The sequence below is a fragment of the Comamonas odontotermitis genome (genome assembly GCF_020080045.1).
In the GTDB taxonomy this organism is placed as follows: Bacteria; Pseudomonadota; Gammaproteobacteria; order Burkholderiales; family Burkholderiaceae_C; genus Comamonas; species Comamonas odontotermitis.
Map to the genome: position 1 here is coordinate 3,938,210 of NZ_CP083451.1, position 19,005 is coordinate 3,957,214.

Annotated in this window: 11 protein-coding genes; 2 read left to right on the plus strand and 9 right to left on the minus strand. The window is 59.9% G+C overall.

Annotated elements, in window-relative coordinates:
* Window positions 1–22 precede the first annotated feature (22 nt).
* The 8 genes from LAD35_RS18150 to LAD35_RS18185 all read right to left on the minus strand — a co-directional run bounded on the left by LAD35_RS18150 (window position 23) and on the right by LAD35_RS18185 (window position 15,610).
* On the minus strand, window positions 23–484 hold the full coding sequence (locus LAD35_RS18150; RefSeq protein ID WP_224150348.1) for a GNAT family N-acetyltransferase: 462 nt from the start codon (window positions 482–484) through the stop codon (window positions 23–25).
* 100 nt (window positions 485–584) lie between these two features.
* Window positions 585–3,521 carry an Hsp70 family protein gene (locus LAD35_RS18155; RefSeq protein ID WP_396022759.1) on the minus strand — a complete coding sequence of 979 codons (2,937 nt, stop codon included), beginning with the start codon at window positions 3,519–3,521 and terminating at the stop codon, window positions 585–587.
* A gap of 34 nt (window positions 3,522–3,555) precedes the next feature.
* The gene (locus tag LAD35_RS18160) at window positions 3,556–5,433 is read right to left on the minus strand and encodes an Hsp70 family protein (protein ID WP_224150350.1); all 1,878 of its coding nucleotides are present in this window, start codon (window positions 5,431–5,433) and stop codon (window positions 3,556–3,558) included.
* 2 nt (window positions 5,434–5,435) lie between these two features.
* Window positions 5,436–6,098, minus strand: a complete 663-nt coding sequence (locus tag LAD35_RS18165; protein WP_224150351.1) for a DUF2760 domain-containing protein — start codon at window positions 6,096–6,098, stop codon at window positions 5,436–5,438.
* A 393-nt stretch (window positions 6,099–6,491) separates the two neighbouring features.
* The gene (locus LAD35_RS18170; protein WP_224150352.1) at window positions 6,492–8,810 is read right to left on the minus strand and encodes an ATP-dependent DNA helicase; all 2,319 of its coding nucleotides are present in this window, start codon (window positions 8,808–8,810) and stop codon (window positions 6,492–6,494) included.
* Window positions 8,807–10,531, minus strand: a complete 1,725-nt coding sequence (locus LAD35_RS18175) for a VRR-NUC domain-containing protein (RefSeq protein ID WP_224150353.1) — start codon at window positions 10,529–10,531, stop codon at window positions 8,807–8,809. The genes LAD35_RS18170 and LAD35_RS18175 overlap by 4 nt, the downstream gene beginning before the upstream one ends.
* Window positions 10,532–11,260: 729 nt before the next feature.
* On the minus strand, window positions 11,261–13,960 hold the full coding sequence (locus tag LAD35_RS18180) for an RHS repeat-associated core domain-containing protein (RefSeq protein ID WP_449720086.1): 2,700 nt from the start codon (window positions 13,958–13,960) through the stop codon (window positions 11,261–11,263).
* A 111-nt stretch (window positions 13,961–14,071) separates the two neighbouring features.
* Window positions 14,072–15,610, minus strand: a complete 1,539-nt coding sequence (locus tag LAD35_RS18185; protein WP_224148987.1) for an IS3 family transposase — start codon at window positions 15,608–15,610, stop codon at window positions 14,072–14,074.
* Between LAD35_RS18185 and LAD35_RS18190 the strand changes: the two genes are divergently transcribed.
* Window positions 15,609–15,884: a hypothetical protein gene (locus LAD35_RS18190; RefSeq protein ID WP_224150355.1), complete on the plus strand. Its 276-nt coding sequence runs from the start codon at window positions 15,609–15,611 to the stop codon at window positions 15,882–15,884. The genes LAD35_RS18185 and LAD35_RS18190 overlap by 2 nt on opposite strands.
* A gap of 423 nt (window positions 15,885–16,307) precedes the next feature.
* Here LAD35_RS18190 and glmS read toward each other — a convergent pair whose 3' ends face one another.
* The gene (gene glmS / locus LAD35_RS18195) at window positions 16,308–18,197 is read right to left on the minus strand and encodes a glutamine--fructose-6-phosphate transaminase (isomerizing) (RefSeq protein WP_224150356.1); all 1,890 of its coding nucleotides are present in this window, start codon (window positions 18,195–18,197) and stop codon (window positions 16,308–16,310) included.
* A gap of 133 nt (window positions 18,198–18,330) precedes the next feature.
* On the opposite strand from glmS, the gene LAD35_RS18200 reads away from it, so the two are divergent.
* Window positions 18,331–18,840: an Lrp/AsnC family transcriptional regulator gene (locus tag LAD35_RS18200; RefSeq protein WP_224150357.1), complete on the plus strand. Its 510-nt coding sequence runs from the start codon at window positions 18,331–18,333 to the stop codon at window positions 18,838–18,840.
* Window positions 18,841–19,005: the final 165 nt, after the last annotated feature.

The window sequence follows — 19,005 nt, forward strand, 5'->3', positions numbered from 1 at the left end:
AGCCTGTGCATTGTTGCACCGGTCACGCCGGTGGCCGGGCGACAAAGGCTTGCTTGTCGTGGCGGTCAAAACCCGCGCCTTCATAAAACTGCATCACCGCTTCGTCCTTGCGGCCAGTCATCAGCATGGCCTTGTAGCACCCCTGGGCCCAGGCCTGCTGCAAGGCGTGCTGCAGTACAGCCTTGCCAAACCCGCGCTGCCGGAATGCGCTGTGCGTCACCACGTTCTCAATCAAACCATACGGTCTGCAGCCGCGCGTGAGGTTGGGGATGGTGGTGAGCACACAACTGGCCACCAGCTGGCCGTCCACCAAGCCGCCCACGTAGACATTGCGCGGATCGGCCACCAGGTCTGCCCAGATGGCCTCCACGCGAGCAGGAGACGGCAGAGGGTCGTCTGATGCATGCAAGTGCTGGTAGAGCGCCAGCAGCGCCTGCAAATCGCCAGCGACAAGCGGCCGGATATGCAATACGGAATCTTTCATGGCGCGGCGGCCCACGGATGACACGGAAGCTGCCAATTTACAGGCAAAGCGCCCACAGCACGCGCGAACCGTTCCGCCTTGGCGACAAAAGCTGCTACGGCTACAGCAATACCAGCCCCGGCGGCAGGCTGTCGCCAAAGCTGCGTTTCTGGTCTTCGGCTTCCATCTGCACCACCTGCTCCACCATGGCGATCCAGCGCGGCGGGGCGCCTGCGGCGCGCATTTTCTCCAGCACCTGGGCACGCGCGGCATCCGCCAGATCGCGCGCGCGGTCTCCGGTCATGCGGGCCATCTGCACGGCGGCGAACATGGCGGTTTCGTTTCTGCGCCAGTCCTGGGCGAGCGTGGCGTTCAGAAATTCCTGCGCAGCTTCGGGTGGCATCACGAGGTGCGCGTTGGCAGCCAACGGCTGGCGCGCGGCAAGGCGGCCGATGGCCCACCAGGTCTGCACGGTTTCCTCGGGGCGCTTCAAGCGCTGCAGCATCCACTGGCCCATTTCCTGGCGGTACTGCCAGGGCACGGCCTCCATGGCAGCAAACAGGCGCAGCATATCGTCGTAGCTGCCATGGCTGCTCTTGCCCCGGGCAGTTTGCTGCACGGCTTTTTGCATGTGGCCAGCCACGTCTTCGAGCAGTTCCATCTGCTGCGCTTCGCTCAGGCCCGCCGCCACGCGGCGCCAGAACACCCACCACTCGGTCCAGTTGCCTGCTTCCTTGCCATGGCCCAGTCCATGGGGATAGAGCGCCCAGACCTGCTCCATGCGCCAGGCATCGAGTTCTGCCCCCACTCCGGGCCGCAGGCACCAGCCTGCGAGGTTGAGCCAGACGCGCTCATGCTCCACGGTGCGGCGGCGGCGCCGGGCGCGGGCCAGCAAGGCATCGAACAAGGCGCGCAGCAGGGCAATGCCCCAGGCCTCGCGCGGGCCCAGCACTTTTTCCAGCGATTGGCGCAATTGGCGCACTTCCTTGGCCGTCACGTCCTGCGCCTGGTTGCCGAAAATGCGATCGATCAGTGCGACGGCCTCAGGCAGGCGTGCATCGTGTGAATTCAAGCCATTTTGGCCTCTGGCGCTTGCTTCGTCTGCACCATCAGCTACCAAATCAGTAGCATCAATGCCATCGCTCACTGCATCGCTTACTGCACCACGTACAGCACCACGCACGGAGAACGGCAGCAGCCAGGAGGGGGAGGCATCGCCAGACTTCTGCGCGGGTACGCAGCGCACTTCCAGCGTGCCCACTTCGGTCATGCTGGCCTGCAACTGCACTTCGACCTGTGCCTTATCGCGCCCTTGCGGTGCGGGCAGCACCGTGGATAGCGGTGGCAGCTCCACCCAGCCCTCGCCGCCGATCGCGGCAATCTGCCCCGCCTGCGCCGGTATATCGCTGCGGCTGCTGGCCAGCAGATTGAAGCGCACGGCCTCGCCCAGCCGCAGCGCAAAGCGCCGGCCCGAGAGCACGATGCGCACACCCTCTTCCGTGCCGCGCGGCAACAGGCAGATGCCTTGCGGGCGGGCGCCAGATTTTGCGGGCAACAGCAGCCAGTAGCTACGCGCCGAGCCGCCGCCGATCTGCGGCAGGCGCGCGGCAATCACTGACTTATCAATTTTGATAGCAGCCTGCGCCTGATCCTGCTCGTCCGAATCCGCTTTTTCTTCAATAACCGGCTGAAAACGCGCCAGTCCATACGCTGCCGCGCCGCGCGCCACGGCCCAGTCAGGGTGCGGGTTGTGCAGCACGCGCACCGGGCTGCCGCGCCAGGCCGAGAGCTGCTCGGTCAGCCGCTCCACCACGGCATGGGCGTGGAAGACGCCGCCGTTGAGCAGCACGGTATCGGGCAGATGGGCTGCATCAGCGCCAGCAGCGTGTTGCGACAGAAACTGCGCCAGATGCCGCGAAATCGCCGCATCGGCCGGATACGGCAGGCCAAAGCCGCGCAGCGCGCCCTGCCGCCGGGCGGGAATATCGCTGATCTGCGCGGGCGGCAAAAAACCATCGACCACCCATTGGCGCACCTGCTCGCGCGTGAGCGTGGCGCTACGGGCCTGGGCCAGCAGGCGGCTGCCGCCGCCCAGCAGCGTCACCGCCACACGCTCAGGCGCATCGGCAGCCAGCAATTGCTCCTTGGCGATGCGGCAGCGCTGCACCAGTTGGGCAAATCTTGGGGCTGGCAACCGCTCGCCCTCCCCTGCAAACTGCGCCTCCAGCTGGTGGGCGAGCGCCAGATCCATGTTGTCGCCACCCAGCATCAGGTGCTCGCCCACGGCCGTACGCGTGAGCACGGGCAGGCCGCCGTCGGGCGACGCCTCCACGCGGATCAGCGTCAGGTCGGTCGTGCCGCCGCCCACGTCGACGACCAACACCAACCGGCTGCCCGCCAATTGAGATGCCAGCTGTTCGCCCTGCAGCACCAGCCAGTCGTGAAAGGCGGCCTTGGGCTCTTCGAGCAGATGCACACCGGGCAGGCCCGCCAGCTGCGCGGCCTCCAGCGTCAGCGCACGCGCGCCTTCGTCGAACGAGGCAGGCACCGTCAGCACCACGGTCTGCTGGTGCAGCGGGGCCTCGGGGTGTGCGCGGTCCCACGCGGCGCGAACATGGGCCAGATAGGCGCTCGATGCCGCCAGCGGAGATACCTTGGCCACATCTTCAGCAGCGCCCCAGGGCAGGATGGGCGCCGTGCGATCCACGCCGGTGTGCGACAGCCAGCTCTTGGCGCTAGCCACCAGCCGCTCCGGCACGGCCGTGCCCAGATCACGCGCCCAGCGGCCGATGACGGCAGGCGCCTGCGCATCGGCACCCTGCGGCGGCCAGGGCTCACGCCAGGCGTCTCCCAGCTCGCCGGGTGCCGCCTGGTAGCGCACCGAAGGCAGCAGGGGCTGCGCAAGCACCTCGCCAGCCGTGCTGCGCTGGGGAATGTTCAGCAGTGCAATCTCTCCGGCCACACCGCTCAAAGGCACGCTGGCGACGACGGTGTGGCTGGTGCCCAGGTCGATGCCCACCACATAACGCGCGGAGCCAAAAGAAGTGCTTTCAGTCACGGCAGTCATGCGGCAGGTGGTTCAGATCAAGGTATCAATACGCGGCAGGCTCGGCGTCTGCGGCTACAGTCTCCGCCCGCACATCGAACTCCACCTTCCAGCGCTCGCTGCCGCCCACCGGCACGGCGTTGAGTTCCAGCGTGCCGATGTCGGTCACGCGGGCATGCAGGGTGACGGGGACCACTTCGCCGCTCGCGCGGCCCTCGGCGGGCAGGTGTGCTTCAATCTCCTGCAGTTCCACCAGTTCTTCGGGGCCCCAGAAGTCCAGCATGGTGCCAACGGCGTCGCTGCGGCGCACGCTGGAGCCAAAGAAGCGCAGGCGCACCGGCTCGCCCACGACGAGGCCGAACTCTTGCGCGTCCAGCGCCACTTCCGTGCCCTCTTCCATGCCGAAGGGCGCCAGGCACAGGGCCGAGATGGGCGGCTCCATGCCGGGGATGGCTGGCATGTTCGATTCCACGCCCACGTAATAGCTTTGCGCCGTGCCACCACGGATGCGCACGCCGTGGCCTTGGGCTGCGATATGGCCGTAGTAGGCGGCGCCGCGCGCAACAGCCAGATCGAGGTTGGCGCCATCGAGCAGGCGCGCGGGCTGCGCACCTTCGGCAGCGAGCCAGCCGTTCACAACGGCGAGAATGCGCTGCTCGATCTGCCCGGCCTTGAGTACGCCGCCATTGAACAGAATAGCCGTGGGGTGCAGGAAGCTCGCGCCCGCAGGCTGCGTGCCTTGCAGGCCTTCGATCTGCTCGCAAGCCCCGGCCTGGCGCGACAGAAATGCCGCCAGGTGGCGGGTGACGGCCGCGTCCTGCGCATAGGGCAGGCCCAGCTGCGTGAGCGCGCCGCGCGCACGGGTCTGGGGCTTGTCGCTGACGGCGACCTGTGGGAAGAAGCCTTCCACCAGCATGGCGAGCACTTCGGCGCGCGTCACCTCGGTGCGGATGCTGCCGCCGATGAGCTTGCTGCCACGGCTGGGCACCACCACGGGCACGGCCTGCAGGTTTTCGTCAGCCAGCAACTGCTCCTTGGCGGCGCGGCAGCCATGGGCAAGCGCCCGGGTCTGCCAGGCATCGAGCTGCTTGCCCTCTTGTGCAAGCTTGCGCGCTACGCCGTAGGCCAGGGCCAGGTCCATGTTGTCGCCGCCCAGCAGGATGTGCTCGCCCACGGCGACGCGCTGCAGTTCCAGATTGCCATCGCGCTCCAGCACGGCGATCAGCGACAGGTCGGTGGTGCCGCCGCCCACGTCCACGACGAGGATCACGTCGCCGTTGCTGACCTGCTTGCGCCAGTCGCCACCCGTGGCCTGAATCCAGCTGTACAGCGCGGCCTGGGGCTCTTCGAGCAGTGTCAGGTTCTGGAACCCCGCCGCCTTGCACGCCTCGGCCGTCAGCTCGCGCGCCGCGGGGTCGAACGATGCGGGAATGGTGACGGTGATGTCCTGGGCGTCAAACGGCGCCTCGGGGTGGGCCTGCTCCCAGGCCCAGCGCAGGTGCGAGAGGTAGCGGATGGAGGCGGTGAGCGGCGATACACGGTGCACCTCGGGTGGCGCATCGGCGGGCAGCAGCGGCGAGCGGCGGTCCACACCGGGGTGGCACAGCCAGCTCTTGGCGCTGGAGACCAGCCGGATCGGCGTGGCAGCGCCGCGCGTGCGCGCCAACTCGCCCACCACAAAATCCTGCTGCGCGCCCCATGGCAGCGCCATGTCGGCAGCCGTCAACTCGCTCTCGTGCGGCAGGTACAGAAAGGATGGCAGCAGCGGCTTGGCCTCTACGCTGGCCGGCCCGGTGAGCTGGGGAATGTCCAGCACGCCCTGCACCACTTTCTCGCCGTCGCTGGCGGACCTGTCCACCCATGACAGCGCGCAGTGCGTGGTGCCCAGGTCAATGCCGATGCTGTACTGTGCGTTGTGCTCCATGCTCACAGCTCCACCTCGGCCTGCGCGATGATTTTGGCGGCTTGCGTATCGGTGAGTTGCGGCAGCTTGACTTGCGTCACTTGCCAGCCGCGATGCCCCAGCGTGCCGGTGAAGGGCGCCTGGCCCACCACATGGCCGGTCAGCCGCACGGCAGCGGCGTTAAAACCGGCCTGCAGGGTGATGCGGCTGCCTTCGGCCTCAGGGCGCACGGGCTCCATGGCGAAATGCTCGCGCAGCACCTTGCGGCAGCCTTCGTGCACCACACGGGCGGCAGCGCCAATCTCGGCATCGGTGTAGGGTGCGACCTCTTCCTGGATGAAGTCGACAAAGCGCGCCTCGCGCTGCATCAGGCCCAGCAGTTGCAGGGCTGCGGTGTCGGTCGGCACCTCGACAGTTTTTTCCACCAGCTTCTCGACCGGCACCTCGACGCGCTTTTCCACGGTCTTCTCGACGATTTTTTCCACGGGCACTTCCACGCGGACTTCGACGATCTTCTCGACAGGGACCTCAACGCGCACTTCTTGGGGCTGCACATCGGCAGCCAGGGCCTCACCGCCGCGCAGGCGGCTGACATCGCCCGCCAGACGGCCGTTGCCGAGAATGGCGAAGAAACTGCCGATCGCAATGGCGATGCGGCTGAAAAAAGATGGGGGGGTGTTGTTCATGAAAGCACCAACATACGCCCGCACCGGAGCCCAGGCTGCGCAGAGCGCACCGGGCCGCCAGGAATATCGGGCGGTTCAAAATCAGGCATGCAGGGCCACGGGGGCATCTGCAAAAGCGGTGATTTTACGGGTTGCGCCTATGCCCCCGCAGTGCGCCCCAGCTCATGGCACTTCTCGATCTGGCGATAGGTTGGTTGACTTTGCCAAGGCCCCTGGCCCGCCATGCGCCAGTACGGTCGTCATGCCGTCTTTGCAGGCTGCCACGCCGTTGCAGGCCATGGCACGGCAGCGCTGCGCTGTGCTGCGCTGTGCTGCGCCAGAATTTATACAAAACCGGCCGCCAGCGCTTGGTGGGTGCGCGCCAGATCATTAAATAGCATAGCAAACAACCTGCTAACGACCCTCTACGTGCCACCAGGCTGGCAGCAAGGCACGCACCTGGGCGCGCCGGTAACGGTCGTCGATCAGCACCACCACACCCCGGTCCTGCTCGGTGCGGATCACCCGGCCTGCGGCCTGCACCACCTTGCGCAGGCCCGGATAGAAATAGGTGTAGTCGTAGGCCCGGGCGGCGCCAAACCGCCCTGCCATGGCCTGCATCATGTGTTCGTTGATGGGGTTGACCTGCGGCAAGCCCAGGGTTGCCACAAAGGCGCCAATCAGGCGCTTGCCCGGCAAATCCACCCCTTCGGAAAACGCGCCGCCCAGCACGGCAAAGCCAATGCCCTGCCCGTCTTCCACAAAACGGTCGAGAAAGGCCGTGCGGCTGGCATCGTCCATTGCCGCCGTCTGCTGCCACAGGGGCAGGTGGGGGTGTCGCTCCAGCATGCAGGCCGCCACGCGCTGCAGGTAGTCAAAGCTGCTGAAGAAGCACAGGTAGTTGCCCGGCAGGCGGGCGTACTGCGCTGCCACCAGATCAGCAATTGGCGCCAGCGACCGCTCGCGGTCCTTGAAACGGGTGGAGATATGGCCCGCCACCCGCACCTGCAACTGCGCCGCATCAAATGGCGCAGGCACATCGACGCAACGCGAGGCCTGCGGCAGCCCCAGCAGATCCTGGTAGAACTGCGACGGGCTGAGCGTGCCCGAAAACAGCACCACGGCCTGCGCTGCCGCATAGCGGGGCGCCAGGTGCGGTGCAGGCACCACATTGCGAATGCACAGGGTGGACAGCGGCTTTCTGCGCCCTGCTGTGCGGGCCATGGCAGCCTGCCCGCTGGCATGCCGGCTCACATCAAACAGCGCATGGGGACCAAACTGCTCGGCCAGCGCCAGCCACTGCAGCGCTGCCAGGTAAAAATCCAGCACCGCGTCACCCGGTAGCAGCGGGCTGTCGCCCTGGGCATCGGCAATCGCGCCCACCACGCGCTGCAGGGCGCCCAGCAAGCCGGAGGGCACGCTCTCATGCACCTCGTAATCCTGCTCCTGCGCCTGGTTGATGGCGGCCCATTGGCGCTGCAGGCCATCGAGCGCCTTTTTGACCGCGCCCGCAGCCGATGCACGCGCGGCCACCAGCGCCCACTGCGGCAGCTCGGCGGTGTACATGCGGCGAGCGCGTTCGAGCAGGTTGTGCGCCTCGTCCACCAGCACGCCCACCTTCCACTGGTTGACTTGCGTCAACGCATACAGCATGGCCGCGCTGTCGAAAAAGTAGTTGTAATCGCCCACCACCACGTCGCTCCACCGCGCCAGCTCCTGCGTCAGATAGTAGGGACAGATCTGGTGCGCCAACGCCACCTGCCGTACCTGCGCAGGCTCCAACGCGCTGTGGTGGGCAAACGCCTGGGCGCGCGCATCCGCCAGCCGGTCGTAAAAACCACGGGCCAGCGGGCAGGAGTCGCCATGGCAGGCCTTGTCCGGGTGCTCGCAGCTTTTGTCGCGCGCCTGCAAATCCACCACCCGCAGCTGCACGGCCTCGCCCTGGCTGCGCAGCTGTGCGTTGACTGTGGCGAGCGCCTGCAGCGCCAGCCCATGGCCGGTGCCCTTGGCCGTCAGAAAGAACAGCTTGTCCAGCCCCTGTGTGGCACAGGCCTTGAGCATGGGAAACACCGTGCCCAGCGTTTTGCCGATGCCTGTGGGGGCCTGCGCCATCAGGCAGGCGCCCGCCTCGCCGGTGCTGGCTGTGCGGTACACCGCCACCGACAGCTCGCGCTGCCCGGCGCGGAACTGCGCAAACGGAAACCGCAGCGTCGCCAGCGCCGTATCGCGTGCGCTGCGGTGCGCCGCTTCGCTGCGCGCCCAGGCCAGAAAGCGCTGACAAAGCCCTTCAAAAAACTGCTGCAGCGGCGCGGCGTCCCAGGTTTCGGCCAACACTGCCTCCTGCTGCGTGCCGATGTTGAAATACACCAGCGCCACCCGTATCTGCGGCAAGCCACGCGCCTGGCACAGCAGGTGCGCATACACCTTGGCCTGCGCCCAGTGCAGCGCGCGGTGGTTGGCGGGTACCCGTTCCAGCTGGCCACGGTAGGTCTTGATTTCCTCCAGCTGCTGCGCATCCGGGTCAAACCCGTCGGCCCGGCCTCGCACCAGCAGATCCTCCCACTGGCCGGACAGGCTGATTTCCGCCTCGTACCCCTGGTTGCGCCGTGCGCGCACGATGCCGTGGCCTTCCGTGCCTTCGAGAGCCGTGGGCGCAGGGGTGAAGCGCAAGTCCAGATCGCCCGCGCGGGCCGTGAACTCGCACAACGCGCGCACGGCAACGGCGTAGCTCACGCAGTGCCTCCACCCGATGTGTCCACGCTGGGCTCGTCTGGCGCGTCCCGAGAGAGCGTCTCCCCATCGCGCCAGCGCACATGGCACACGCGCACCGCAATGCCATGCGCGGCGCAGTATTCCAGCCAGCGGATCTGGTTGTCCTGCAGCTTGTCGCCCGGGCCTTTCACCTCTACCAGCTCGTAGCGCTGCTCTGCGGGCCAGAAGCGCACCAGATCGGGAAAGCCGCTGCGGTTGCCCTTCACATTGCACAGCAGCCGCGCAAACAGCAGCTTCAGATGCGCCGCAGGAATGCAGGCCAGCGCCAGCGCCAGCAACTCGGGCGTCAGCGTGCCCCAGAACACAAAGGGCGACTGCGTGCCCGCCTTGGCGTCAAACCGCTGCAGAATCACCTCGCGCCAGCCATCGCCATCGAGCAGCGCCAGGCATTCATCAAACAGCGCTGCTCTGCGCGCTGCAAAATCAGGCGCGCCCAGGTCTGCCGGGCCGGTTTGGAAAGGGTGGAAAAATGCCCCTGGCAGCGGCGCAAAAATGGCTGGCCAGCACAGCAGGCCAAACAGCGAGTTGATGAGCGCGTTCTCCACATAGAACACCGGCGCCGCACCGCTCTGCCAGTGGTCACGCAGTGCGTATTCCACAGCTGTGGGCGGCCGTGGCGCCTCCAGCTCCACATCGATGCGCATCTGCGCCACCTCGGGCTGCAGATGGGCGCGGCGGCCAGGACGGGCCTCGCCCAGGCTGCGCAGCAGGCGCGGCAACATGCGCGCAATGCGCTGGCTTTCCTCGTCGCTCTCCGGCGCAGCCTGCGCCGTCCGCGCCAGAGCAAGCGCATCGCCAAAAAGCGCCTGCCGCTCCAACACCCGAATGCGCCGGTGGCGCGCGCCCGGGTAGTTGCACCGCGCATACGCCTCGCTGGCAAGCGCCCAATCCTGCGCACGCTCACAGGCCTGGCCCACGCGCAGCAGCAGCTTGGCGCGGCGCCGCTCCAGCCAGGGGTTGCGCCAGCAGTCTTCGCCACGGCCATCGTCAATGGCCGCCAGCACTGCCGCCGCATCCCCGCTCTCGTCCAGCAACTGGCGCAGCTGCTGCAGGGCCAGATACCCATCCACGTCGGCACGCGATTGGAAAGCCCGCGACTGCGCATCGAACGCCACCGATTCGTATTGGAAGATGCCCAGATCGGCCAACACAAACTCCGACCAATCCTGGTGAAGATTGCCAAAGAACATCAGCCGCAGCCGCTCGGCCAGATCGCTGATCGCCACGCGCCATGCCGCATGCGGAGCAGCAGGAAACCATGCCGCGTAGGGCTTCGCCTCTGGTTCGGTCTGCTGCAAAATTTGAAGCATTTCGCGCTTACCCAGCGAGCGCTGCAGCCCAAAATCATTCAGTATCTGCAGCAACTCTGGCTTGGTGTGCAGCGCAAACAGCTCGTCCAGCGCCATGGCGGCATCCGCATCGATCCAGCCTTGCGCGAGCAACGGGCCTGCGGCCGCCCGAACATCGGGGATTTCCTCGTACACCAGCTTGTCCGCCCGAAACCACGGTCCCCGCCGCATCAGCATGCGCACCAGCAGCGCCTGCGACGGCTGCGGCAGCCCGGAAAAACCGGCCAGAAACGCCTGCTCACGCACATCCAGCAAATCCGCATAGCGCTCGCCAATCCAGTCGAGCGCACGCTGAAAGTTGTGCAGGTAGTAGAAACGGTGGGGCGGCAGCATTTGCGCAAATGATACTGTTTTTTCATACAGCACCATTCACTGCGGTCACTCCACCGTCACAGGCAAGCAGGGATTCATGCGCGTGCATGGCGCCCTGGCTTTGCTAGGCGAAGCAAGCGGCTGGCTCAATGCGTCATACAAAAGAGAACCTCTCAAAACCCCTGAAATTTCAAAAAATCGTCTCGCAACCCTTTGATTTTTTGATGCCGATTTTTCAGAACAGAGGTTTTGAGATGCTCCCCATTGTTGAGCGTCGACTGTACCCGCCGCACAAACATACCCGCTCGCCACACACCATCAGTGCATTAATGCCATCCACTCGATTTCACAAATCTACTCAAATATACCCCCATAACAAACAAAAAAATGAATATATAGAAATTACAAACAATTCATATACTATGCCACTATATATGGTGAGTATAAAATATTCATCAACCCCAATCAGGATATAGATCGAATTCACAATTGAATAGAAAAGTATAGAAATTATAATACTCGACCTTAGGTAGAATTTGTATTTAATTTTTAGCAAAATAAAAATTAAACAGCACATCAAAATCACTAATATAACCCCCCCCTCGAGCACTCCAAAAAATATGGAATCATACAAGATATTTTTTTTTGCTGATTTTGAAAAAAAAAGCAGTAAAAAAGTGATGAAAATCTTAATTGCGATGTATACAATTATTATTTTTACGCATAGAGAAAATACCAATCTTCGCTTTGCTACCATGATTTAGATTTAAACCAGTCTGCATGAATTTTATACGGCGTCCCAGTATTAAAGTTAACACCCACCTTCTCTGCCAAGCTATAATAATCCCAAGGATTTTTATATGCATCTCGAATATAAAAACGCAGCGAGCAAGTTCCATGATACTCTCCGGTGTTACAAGTCAAACTCCCAGAGCAAGTCCCTTTATTATATAATTTCCCTCTTCCAATTGGCTCCATACAATCGCCATCGTCAGCTACTGCATAGTCGCCATCAAATTCCTGAACACTAATAGTTTCACTAACAATCTTATTGTCACTTAGGCATGCGTAATTTTGTGCACTTCCACACTTTCCTTCCAGTACTTGCCGAAGGCGGTTTTTGTAAAAAGAAAAAGTACTTTCCATTGCGGAACTAACAGACGGCGTTTTTATAAATTCATCTAATAATCCTATTGAATTTAAGCCAACAACATCAGAACTGGCCCCCCCAACTCTATTGTAATAATCACCCCAGCGAAATTTACTGCATTTATTAAATCGATCAAACGACTGCAAACCGTGTGAATCTATTATGTTTAATGGATTTGAATTTGCGTATGCATAAAGAGAGACTCCTGCACGAAGCCCAATCGGATCGGCTTGAATATATCTTCCATAATTAAAATTATAGTCTCTATGAAAGTTATATGAGGTATCAGTCTCGTTATCGTAATACTGTCCAGGAAATCTAAAATTTACCAAAATGCTGCTCTCTGGTAAAATGTTCGTCGCCCCAAAGGCTTCACTAATGGCCTTCCAACTTACATCGCCATCAATAGATGTTGCCAGTATAGGCGTCCCCAAGTGATCTGTGTGCAGATAATGGTACTGACTATTTATATTTGACAAGCTACTGTCAATGACACTTGCCTGCCACAGGGGATCGGTGCTCCACAGTCCTTGCTGACCCGTCTGAGGATTAAATCCATACGCCTTTGTGATTTGACCATTCTCATTAACTTCTGCCACAAGTGCATTTTCGGTATAGACAAACCAAGTGGTAGTCTCACCCTTATTATTTTTAATATTCTTTGCAATCCGCCTTCCAAAAGGATCATATTTATAACTAGACTCCACCTCTGGAGAGGTTTGATTATTCAAAGTTTTCACAAACCTAATAACGCGTTCTGCGGCATTATATTCATATTCTCTTTTTTCTTGACCATTTACTTCCTTCTGCACATGACCCTGAGGGATATAGCTGACTTCAGTATCTAAAACAGATACCGTACCAAATGGAATAGATCGCGGGTATCGAGTAAGTTGGTTGTCCGCATTGTAGCTCCATACACCAAGCTGATGCCTGCTCCCTATGCGATTACCCAATGGGTCATAATCATAATTTTCTTTGGGCAGGCCTAGATTTTTCAAACTATCATCCGGTTCAATTCCTACAATTCTATTCATGCGATCATAATAGTAATCAGTCTGACCAATCTCAGATTTAGTTTGAACAACATTCCCCATTAAATCATATTGAAGGAATTGCTTTGCCAAAGTTTTATTGTTATGATTTTTTATTTCAAAACCAATAGATTGCTGCAGATTGTCATAAATTATTCTCTTAACAACACCTGGCGCACTAATACTTCCAGGCATCATCCATTGATAATCATCATATTTGATAATACTTTCATTCGGAAGAATAACTTCACTCAAATACCCATTAATATATTTATAGCGCTGACTACTGCCATCCGAATATAAATTGCTTTTCAATTGTCCATCAACATTAAAACTCTGGCCAATAGTCAAATTTATCTCGGCAAATCCATCAATTTTCCCATATCGGATAAGGCTCTCAATAACTCTTCCTTGAATATCTATTTTATAACTAGCACCACTAATCAAGGTACCACTGCGGTCATTTTGTTCGTATTTAATTAGATGACCATCAGCATCATAAAAGTAGTCAATTTTTTGATCGATACGATCATCAGAAAATTTTATTACCTCCTTAACTTTGAGGCTCGCACTATCGTAGATATATGTGCGGATGTTGCCACCAGCATCAGTTCTACTAATCAGATTACCTAGGGCATTGTAGGCATATTTAATCGTGCCGCCCTGAGGGCGAATTTCCTTGATGGGATGCCCCACCTTGTCGTATTCAAACTTGTGGGTGTTGCCGTTGGCATCGGTCAGGCTGATGAACTGGTCATGCGCATTCCAGCCTTGTTTGGTGCTTTGCCCCGCCGGATCTGTGCTCTGGATGTTTCTCCCCATGGCATCGTATTGGGTGAGCGTGGCTCTTCCAGCTGGGTCGGTGCTGGCTACGCGCTGGCCCAGCGCATCGTAAGCTTGGCTTTGCGTGCGGGTTTCATTGTTTCCCAGGTGCTGGGTGACTGTAGTTTGCCGGCCTTGTTGGTCGTACTGGTAGGTTTCTTTGTAGGTGGGGTATTGGGTGGCGATGAGTTGGCCCGCCTGGGTTGTGCCGTCCTCCCCGTATTCATAGCGGGTGACGTTGCCAGCCGGGTCTTTGCTGGCCTGGATGCGGCCTCTTTCGTCGTAGGTGGTTTCGATGATGAGCCCGCTGGGGCTGATGGACTGGATGGGCCAGCCGTTGCTGTCGTAGACCGTTCTGCGGCCCGCGCCTTCGGTTTCACCTGGGGCGAGGATTTCCACGACCCGGCCTTTTTCATCATAGCGGGTGACGGAGGTGTTACCCATCGGGGTGATGGTGTGCGTTCTGCGACCTCTGGCGTCATAGCGCATTTGGGTGGCTGTTGATTTCCACGCAAACCTGACCCACCGGGGATGCGGATAAAAACTTGGACTGGTTTACGCCGCAAGTCCAAGGCTCGCCCGGTATTCAACAGGGCTGAGAGAGCCAAGGGATATCTTGATCCGCTTCTCGTTGTACCAGCGGATGTACGAGTCGACCACCTCAATGAACTGCTCGATGGTCGTGCCCTTCCAGTCCCGAGGATAGAACAACTCGTTCTTGAGGCGGCCGAAGAAGCCTTCGCAAGCCGCGTTGTCAGGAGAGCAGGCCTTGCGAGACATCGAGCGGGTGAGGTTCGCCTCGCTCATCCTAGAGAGCCAGCCTGGCCAACGGTAGTGGCCACCACGATCAGAGTGGACCACTGGACGATCGCTTGTGTCTGCCACTGTCTCAATAGCTGCATCCAGCATTGAGTTGACCAGCTCTGCGTCCGGGCTCGTTCCAATGGTCCAGCTCACCACCATGCCGTCGAAGCAATCGATGATGGGTGACAGGTACACCTTGCCTGCTGGGATCTGGAATTCTGTAATGTCCGTGAGCCACTTTTCATTTGGGGTGGCCGCCTGGAAGTCACGGTTGATGATGTTATCTGGTGCCGGGCTGATCTCGCCGAGGTAGGACGCGAACCTGCGCCGCTTGGGCTTTGCGACGACCAGATTCTCTTGCTTCATCAGCCGCTGCACCACTTTCTCGGAGATCGGGCCTTGCTCTCTGGCCAGAGAGGCTTGCAGCCTGCGGTAGCCGTAGCAGCGGTGGTTGGACTCAAAGATCTCGGTAAGGGACTGGCGCACCACAAGGTACTTGTCGCCGACCACTGTGCGGGACCGATGGTAGAAGTACGAGCTGCGTGCAAGACCCAACTGTGCGAGGAGCTCTGGCAGGCGGTAGTGCTCCTTGAGGGCGTCAATCAGCAGTGTCTTCTCCCGGTTGGACAGGAGCTGCAGATCGACGCCCAGACCTTTTTTTAACAGTTCATTGGCCTTGTTCAAGAGGTCCTGCTCAAGGCGCAGTTGCCTGACTTCGCGGCGCAGTATCTCAACCTGGCGCTCGAGTTCTTCGCGCTCTCGCTCCTGCGGTGATTGATCGGTGTGTTTCATTGATGCGGGTGCCTCACGTCCCAGCAGCTGGTTCTTCCAGTTGTACAACGTTGGCCGGCATACGCCGAACTTATCAGCCACTGTTTGCGCACTTTGCTGCCGAGTGCAAAGCTCCATGACTCCCGCTTGCTTCAAGCTCTCGGGATACCTTCGTTGACCCACACTGCTAACCAGAGCCCTTCTGGCCTCAGGGAATGCCTCACGCACCCATTTGGTAAGCGTTCCACGACCGGGGTAGCCCAGCGCCCTCATGGTGGCCGCGATGCATCGGTCATGGGTGAGGTAGTGCTCGATGGCTGCGGCCTTCTGCGCCTGCGAGAACTTCGGTTCACGGCCTGCGTAGCCAGCGGACAAGTCGAGCTTGAGTTGGTACTCGTTGTACCAACCCTTCAAAGAATTCTTCGTCGGATAGCCCAGCTGCCGGATGGTGGGCCTGACGCGCTTGCCCAGCTTGATGTAGAGCTCAACGGCTCGGATTCGATCTTCGTAGGAATACATGAACTACCTCCTGGTAGTCCAAGTTTTCGTCCGCATCCCCACTGGGTCATTTCTGCGTGGAAATCAACACCCCAAGCACAAACAGCGCGCATATGGCGAACCAACCCCTCGCCAGCTGAGCTGGCAGTATTTTTCTATGCATAGCCCGTCTCTATTTAGTATGACTATCAAACCAAATGTAAACGAGCTTTACAAAGCTGCCAAGTTACTTTGTCAAGACAGGGGGATCAATCCGACAAACGGTCATCGTCAGGATTTTGTCAGCTTGAACTGATAACAAACAGAACGTTCACAAACCCAAAGCGGGGCATCAACCTGCTACGTAGGCGCCCCTCAAGACGCGTCCTACCGTATATAGCCTTAGCAGCCTATTAAAAGATGTTGCTAGTCATTCGCGCTTGCAACCCAGGATTTGACAGAACAAATGTCATGGTAATCATTGAGCCCAAGAACACGACTTTTCCATATATCCAGCATTACTTCGTCTGTTTTGTGCATTGACCTGCTGTACTGCCCCTGGCCAGGGGCAGTCCATGCGACTTCTTGAGCGTCCGTTGATCTCATGCCATGGAGTGACGCTTGGCTACGTACCTAGCCGGGTGTGCGTCAGACCTACCCCTGGGTTTTGCGCCTGCAGAGGCAGAGCAGGCTTTGCAAATACCATGCGTCATTGCCCCGCCCACCATGGAGTTGCCGGTCACTCCACCGTCACACTCTTGGCCAGGTTTCTCGGCTTGTCCACATCCGTGCCGCGAGCCAGGGCCGTGTGGTACGAGAGCAATTGCAGCGGCACCACATGCAGAATGGGGCTGAGCGCGCCATAGTGCTCGGGCATGCGGATCACATGAATGCCCGGGGCGTTTTCGATGTCGGTGTTGGCATCAGCCAGCACATAAAGCACCCCGCCCCGCGCGCGCACTTCCTGCATGTTGCTCTTGAGCTTTTCCAGCAATTCGTCATTCGGGGCGACGGTCACCACCGGCATTTCGCTGTCCACCAGCGCCAGGGGGCCGTGTTTCAGCTCGCCAGCCGGGTAGGCTTCGGCGTGGATGTAGCTGATTTCCTTGAGCTTGAGTGCGCCTTCCAGTGCAATCGGGTAGTGGATGCCACGCCCCAGGAAGAGCGCGTTGTTCTTGCGCGCAAAGTCTTCGGCCCAGCTCACCACCTGTGGCTCCAGCGCCAGCACGGCCTGCAGCGCCACCGGCAAATGGCGCATCTGCTCCAGGTAATGGTCGGACTCGCTCTCGGTGATCTTGCCCTTGGCCTGGCCCAGCGCCAGGGTCAGCAGGAACAGGCCTGCCAATTGCGTGGTGAAGGCCTTGGTCGAGGCAACGCCAATCTCCACGCCTGCCCGGGTGATGTAGGCAAGCTTGCATTCGCGCACCATGGCGCTGGTCGCCACGTTGCAGATGGTCAAGGTATGGGTCATGCCCAGGCCTTGTGCATGGCGCAGCGCAGCCAGCGTATCAGCGGTTTCGCCCGACTGGCTGATGGTGACGACCAGCGACCGGGGGTTGGGCACGCTTTTGCGATAGCGGTATTCGCTGGCCACTTCCACATTGCAGGGAATGCCCGCCAGGCCTTCGATCCAGTACTTGGCTGCGCAGCCACTGTAATAGCTGGTGCCGCAGGCCAGGATGAGGACGTTGTCGATTTCCTTGAACACGCGCCACGCGGCGGTGCCGTCCGCGCCATCAAACAGCTCGGGCACCACGCTCACCACACCTTCCAGGGTTTCAGCAATGGCGCGCGGCTGCTCGAAGATTTCTTTCTGCATATAGTGGCGGTAGGGCCCCAGTTCTACCGCACCACTATGGGCATGCACGGTCTTGACGGGGCGCTCGCTCGCCTCCATGGTTTTGCCCGCATGGTTCACGATCCAGTAGCGGCCGATCTGCAGGTCGACCATGTCACCTTCCGCGAGGTAGACGATCTGGTCGGTAACGCCCGCCAGCGCCATGGCATCGCTGGCGAGAAAGTTTTCGCTCTGCCCCACCCCCAGAATCAGGGGCGACCCCGCCCGCGCGCCCACCACACGGTGCGGCTCATCCTTGTGCATCACTGCAATGGCATAGGCTCCGCGCAATTCCTTGATGGCAGCCTGCACGGCTTCGAACAGATCGCCGTTGTAGTGGCTGTCCACCAGGTGCGAGATGACCTCGGTATCGGTCTGGCTCAGAAACTCATAACCCTTGGCCTGCAAGGCAGCGCGCAGGGCTTCATGGTTTTCGATGATGCCGTTGTGCACCAGCGCCACGCGACCCACAGCGTTGGAGTCGCCCACGCCCGGGCCGGCGCTGAAGTGCGGATGCGCATTGTGCACGGCTGGCGCACCATGGGTGGCCCAGCGCGTGTGGGCAATGCCGGTGGCGCCCTGCAGGTGTTCCTTGGTCACCTGCTCCATCAGTTCTGCCACGCGGGCCGTGCTGCGGGCACGGTGCAGACCGGTGCCCTGGTTGCCTTCCAGGCTGGCATCGTGCACTGCCACACCACATGAGTCATAGCCCCGGTACTCCAGCCGCTGCAGGCCTTGCACCAGCACCGGGACGATATTGCGCGTAGAAACGGCTCCAACAATGCCACACATGGGTTTCACTCCTTGATCGATGGCTGCAGTGTAGATACGTCAAAAGAAAATTATTCATCTATTTTTTTATTTTTATGAAATTAAATTTCTCCATTTCAATGATTTGAAATATTATTTCTAAATGGACAAGATTTTGAATGAATTAGAACTCGACATCATCGATCTGCAATTGCTGGACGCCTTGCAACACGATGCCTCCATCAGCAACCAGGCTCTGGCGGAAAAAGTGCATGTCTCGCCGCCCACATGCCTGCGCCGCATCAAACGTCTGCGCGAGCTGGGCTTGATCGAGACACAGGTCGCCCTGCTCTCCAGTGATGCGCTGGCACGGCTGCAGGGCTTTGGCCTGACCGTGCTGGTGGAAGTCAGCCTGGAGCGGCAAGGAGCCGAGGCGCTGGATGCATTTGAAGCCCTGGTGGTGGCAAGCGACCACGTACAGCAATGCTGGCGCGTGAGCCCGGGACCGGATTTCGTGCTGGTAGTCTATGCGCACGACATGCCCGCCTATCTGGCCATGGCACAAAGGCTTTTCACATCGCAGGCCAATGTGCGCAATGTCAAAGCCTATTTCGCGACCAAGCGCAGCAAATTTGTAACACGCATCCCCATTCAGAAAGGTCCTCATCTCACCCATGTACAGTAACCAGCGCTGCACATGTTTTCGATCTGCTGAATGAGTTTAGAGTCTTTCATGTGCCTGGCAAATCACCCACTCACACACGTCTGCGCGGCTCCTGCGCCACAGGCAATGCAAACAAAAGTCAGGGCACAGCCGCAATATCTGCGGCAGAGCTGGACTGGTAACCCA

Bases quoted from the DNA above. Each gene is read 5' to 3' on its own strand.
- LAD35_RS18150 (WP_224150348.1), bottom strand. From the start codon at position 484: ATGAAAGATTCCGTATTGCATATCCGGCCGCTTGTCGCTGGCGATTTG.
- LAD35_RS18160 (WP_224150350.1), bottom strand. From the start codon at position 5,433: ATGGAGCACAACGCACAGTACAGCATCGGCATTGACCTGGGCACCACG.
- LAD35_RS18165 (WP_224150351.1), bottom strand. From the start codon at position 6,098: ATGAACAACACCCCCCCATCTTTTTTCAGCCGCATCGCCATTGCGATC.
- LAD35_RS18175 (WP_224150353.1), bottom strand. From the start codon at position 10,531: ATGCTGCCGCCCCACCGTTTCTACTACCTGCACAACTTTCAGCGTGCG.
- LAD35_RS18180 (WP_449720086.1), bottom strand. From the start codon at position 13,960: ATGGGTAACACCTCCGTCACCCGCTATGATGAAAAAGGCCGGGTCGTG.
- LAD35_RS18190 (WP_224150355.1), top strand. From the start codon at position 15,609: ATGAACTACCTCCTGGTAGTCCAAGTTTTCGTCCGCATCCCCACTGGG.
- LAD35_RS18185 (WP_224148987.1), bottom strand. From the start codon at position 15,610: ATGTATTCCTACGAAGATCGAATCCGAGCCGTTGAGCTCTACATCAAG.
- glmS (WP_224150356.1), bottom strand. From the start codon at position 18,197: ATGTGTGGCATTGTTGGAGCCGTTTCTACGCGCAATATCGTCCCGGTG.